This window comes from Nostoc sp. 2RC (genome assembly GCF_014222165.1).
In the GTDB taxonomy this organism is placed as follows: domain Bacteria; phylum Cyanobacteriota; class Cyanobacteriia; order Cyanobacteriales; family Nostocaceae; genus Nostoc; species Nostoc linckia.
This window is the reverse complement of record NZ_JACKZU010000582.1, coordinates 1-3,030: the sequence shown is the minus strand read 5'-3', so window position 1 is coordinate 3,030 and position 3,030 is coordinate 1. Positions and strand designations below refer to the sequence as shown.

General features: G+C 44.5%; 1 protein-coding gene. It reads left to right on the top strand.

Going from position 1 to position 3,030, the window contains the following annotated elements; translation table 11 throughout:
• The first annotated feature begins 404 nt into the window (after positions 1–404).
• Positions 405–2,786: a phosphoketolase gene (locus GNE10_RS33365; protein ID WP_185570335.1), complete on the top strand. Its 2,382-nt coding sequence runs from the start codon at positions 405–407 to the stop codon at positions 2,784–2,786.
• Positions 2,787–3,030: the final 244 nt, after the last annotated feature.

The window sequence follows — 3,030 nt, the reverse complement described above, 5'->3', positions numbered from 1 at the left end:
ATATAATTATTTAATTCTTTAAAAGAAAATATTCTATTTTTGTTAGAAATCAAAGCAATTTGAAAATTAATATTAAAAAAATAGCAGTTTGAAAGTAATTTTGCTAGCTTACTAGTGGCAATATTACATAGTTATTTAGACTTATTCCAGATGTGAGTAAAGGTGTCATGTACTGACTAAGGCTACCTTAAGCAGTTCGCTTCTGGAAATACTTATCATGGGTAAGATGACCTTCATACCCCAGATCAGTAAAATTGCATACTAACGAATAGGTCAACAAAAGGGAGTCGGGAAAATAAGTTGCCCCGTTGGGATTAAATTTCTGACCCTACTCCCCTACTACCTACTGCCTACTCTTGCCCTAACAGGGCTTGGTCAAAATCCTTTTGTAATGGAGTGTCGAAATGACATTAGCAACTACTCCACAAACAAAGCCTTTAACAGACGAAGAATTACGCAAAATTAATGCTTACTGGCGTGCAGCGAACTATCTTTCAGTCGGGCAAATATATCTACTGGACAATCCACTACTGAGAGAACCGCTAAAAATCGAACACGTTAAACCCAGGCTTTTGGGTCACTGGGGAACAACACCAGGGTTGAATTTCATCTATGCTCACCTAAATCGGGTTATTAAAAAATATGACCTGAATACAATTTATATTGCCGGGCCTGGTCATGGAGGCCCTGGATTAGTAGCCAACACTTATTTAGAAGGTACTTACAGTGAGTACTACCACAACATTTCCCAAGATGTTGAGGGAATGCAGAAACTCTTCAAACAATTCTCTTTCCCTGGTGGTATCCCCAGCCACGTTGCACCGGAAACTCCTGGTTCCATCCACGAAGGCGGAGAACTAGGTTATGCCCTCGTCCATGCTTTCGGTGCTGCTTTTGATAATCCAGATTTGATTGTTGCTGCTGTTGTGGGTGACGGGGAAGCGGAAACTGGTGCTTTAGCTACTAGCTGGCACTCAAATAAATTTCTCAACCCAGCCCGTGATGGTGCGGTACTGCCAATTTTGCATTTAAATGGATATAAAATTGCTAACCCAACAGTGTTATCACGGATTAGCCATGAAGAATTAGAAAGTTTATTTGTCGGCTATGGCTACAAACCATACTTTGTAGAAGGTCACGATCCGGCAGATGTACACCAGCAAATGGCGGCAACTCTAGATACAATCATCCCTGAAATTCAAAGTATCCAAAGAGAAGCCCGCGTACATGGTTTTACGGAACGTCCCCAGTGGCCGCTGATTATCATGCGAACCCCTAAAGGTTGGACAGGGCCGCAGGAAGTAGATGGCAAAAAAACCGAAGATTATTGGCGATCGCATCAAGTTCCCTTTGGCAACATCAGCAAACAGCCAGAACACCTAAAACTCCTAGAAGATTGGATGAAGAGTTATAAACCAGAAGAACTCTTCGACAGCAATGGTAAGCTGATTGAGGAACTGGCAGAACTAGCTCCCAAAGGACAGCGACGCATGGGTGACAACCCCCACGCCAACGGTGGTCTGTTGCTGCATGACCTAAAGATGCCGGATTTTCGAGATTATGCCATAGATATTGCCGAACCAGGTAAAGCGATCGCAGAAGCAACCAGAGTTACTGGTCGATTCCTGCGGGATATTGTGCAACTGAACCAAGACAAACGCAATTTCCGCATCTTCGGCCCCGATGAAACTGTATCCAATCGTCTAGATCCTGTGTTTGAAGTTACAGACAGGACTTGGGTAGCCCAGATCCTCCCAGAAGATGACCATCTTTCCCCCGACGGTCGGGTGATGGAAATTCTCAGCGAAACTAGTTGTCAAGGGTGGTTAGAAGGCTATCTCCTCACCGGTCGTCACGGCTTTTTCTCCTGTTATGAGGCCTTCATCCACATCATTGATTCCATGTTCAACCAACACGCCAAATGGTTGAAAACCACCAGACACATTCCCTGGCGCAGACCAATTGCTTCCCTCAATTATCTGCTTTCCTCCCACGTTTGGCGACAAGACCACAATGGTTTCTCCCACCAAGACCCAGGTTTTATCGACCATGTGGTTAACAAGAAAGCAGAAATCGTGCGCGTGTATTTGCCCCCCGATGCCAACACTCTGCTATCAGTAACAGACCATTGTTTGAGAAGCCGCAACTATGTCAACGTCATTGTTGCCGGAAAACAACCAGCATTGCAATATCTCAACATCGATGCAGCCATTAAGCATTGCACCAAAGGCATCGGCATTTGGGAATGGGCAAGCAGCGACCAAGGCAATGAACCAGATGTAGTACTGGCTTGTGCTGGCGATATTCCCACCTTAGAAACCTTGGCGGCTGTAGACATCTTGCGCCAAAACTTCCCTGACTTAAAGGTGCGGGTAATCAACGTAGTGGATTTAATGACACTACAGCCAAGAAGCGAACATCCCCACGGTTTGAATGAAAAAGACTTTGATACACTTTTCACCACCGACAAACCGATCATCTTTGCGTTTCATGGCTATCCCTGGCTAATTCATCGCTTAACTTACCGCCAGACCAATCACAAAAACTTGCATGTGCGTGGCTACAAGGAAGAGGGAACCACCACCACGCCTTTTGATATGGTTGTTCTCAACGATTTAGATCGCTTCCATCTTGTAATCGATGTCATAGACCGGGTTTCCAAACTCGGATCTAAAGCAGCTTATGTCAAACAGCAAATGCGAGATAAACTCATAGAACACAAGCACTACATTGAGAAGTACGGCGACGATCTGCCGGAAATTCGTGATTGGAAGTGGCCATATTAAGTAGACTTGTAAGAAAAGTCGGGAAAAGGGGAAAGGTTTGGTATTTTCCCTTTCCCCTTTGACCACAAGAGTGCAAAAAACCCTAGAGAAAAAAGCCTCTGGGGTTCGAGCGATCGTTTACTTCCACAACTAAGTAGAACAACTTCAAAAAACCAAACTATGTTAAGTAATACCAATTTGAAAAAATAATGCAACACATAGACAAGACCCCTCCCCAACCCTCCCCTTGGCAAGGGGAGGGTGC